The sequence below is a fragment of the Streptomyces sp. NPDC001970 genome, from assembly GCF_053594115.1.
This window is the reverse complement of sequence record NZ_JBSFDW010000098.1, coordinates 1-1,321: the sequence shown is the minus strand read 5'-3', so window position 1 is coordinate 1,321 and position 1,321 is coordinate 1. Positions and strand designations below refer to the sequence as shown.

General features: G+C 65.0%; 2 protein-coding genes. One reads left to right on the top strand and one right to left on the bottom strand.

All coding sequences use genetic code 11. The features are described 5' to 3' along the window. Positions 1-38 precede the first annotated feature (38 nt). The gene (istB, locus tag ACWCP0_RS41915; RefSeq protein ID WP_451083953.1) at positions 39-809 is read left to right on the top strand and encodes an IS21-like element helper ATPase IstB; all 771 of its coding nucleotides are present in this window, start codon (positions 39-41) and stop codon (positions 807-809) included. Positions 810-818: 9 nt separating this feature from the next. On the opposite strand, the gene ACWCP0_RS41910 is transcribed toward istB, so the two are convergent. After that, positions 819-1,223, bottom strand: a complete 405-nt coding sequence (locus ACWCP0_RS41910) for a hypothetical protein (RefSeq protein WP_451083952.1) — start codon at positions 1,221-1,223, stop codon at positions 819-821. Positions 1,224-1,321 lie beyond the last annotated feature (98 nt).

The window sequence follows — 1,321 nt, the reverse complement described above, 5'->3', positions numbered from 1 at the left end:
GGTCCCTTCACCACCAACCGAGCGACGAAGGAATCGTCTTGAGCGAGCTGACCGGCAACCGCATCCGCACCACGGCCGGCAAGCTCGGCCTGCCCCACCTGGCGGAAGCCATCAACGAGTACACCCGGCGGGCGGACGAGGCCAAGATGGGCTACCTCGACTTCCTCGACCTGGTCCTCTCCGAAGAACTCGCCGTCCGCGACGACCGCCGCTTCCGACAGGGCCTGCGACTCTCCCGGCTGCCGCACCACAAAACGCTGGACGAGTACGACTTTTCGTTCCAGCCCGAGCTCGACCCGCGCAAGGTCAAAGACCTCGCCACGCTGTCCTTCGTCGAAGCGAAGGCCAATGCCGCCCTGCTCGGGCCACCTGGCGTCGGCAAGACCCACATCGCGATCGCGCTGGCGGTCGCGGCCTGCCGGGCCGGTTACTCGATCTACTTCACCAGCCTCGACGACATGGTCCGCAACCTCAAGGCAGCCGAGGCAGCAGGGCGCCTGACCAGCAAACTTGGCTCCTACCTGCGGCCGAGCGTCCTCGTGGTCGACGAGGTTGGCTACCAGCCCCTCGAACGCGCCGAGGCGAACCTGGTCTTCCAGGTCATCTCCAAGCGTTACGAAAAGGGCTCCATCATCCTCACCTCGAACAAGACCTTCAGTGAATGGGGCCAGGTATTCGGCGACGAAGTCCTCGCCACCGCGATCCTCGACCGCCTTCTGCACCACTGCGAAGTCGTCGCCATCAACGGTCCCAGCTACCGGCTGAAGAACCGCCTCAAGGCCATCGAGCGCGAGACGGAAGTCGCCTGATCCGGGGGCTCAAGCCTGGCCCAGTTCCTCGCCCGGCGGGATGAATGCGTCGGCGCTATCGGCATCGTCAACATGCCCGTGAGCGTCCATCGTGATGGCCGTTGCCCGTCCCTGCGAGGTGATCAGCCACGCGAGCACCTGTTCCGTGAGCGGGGTTTTTCCCGGGCCCTCGTCCTTCCAGTGGGCCCGCCACCCGCCACCAGGCACTGCGGCTACGACCTGGTCGGCCTTCTCAAGGTGGGAGAAGTCTTCGTAGTCCGTGACGGGACGCATGGCGCCTCGCTTGGGGTCGACGACAAGGGCCGTCCCCGTTGCCGGGTCCCATGCCTCCACCCGCACCATGCGGCCGATCTCGGTTTCGGTGCCATTGAAGATGGCAGTCCAGCCGGTCTGATTGAAGTAGCGAAGATCCACCGCCCCATCATCTCGCATGGCAATGAGCACCAGCCGGCGGCTACTTGCTCTGCACGTTCATCCGTACCCACCTCTGCACATACGCGAGTACGCCGACA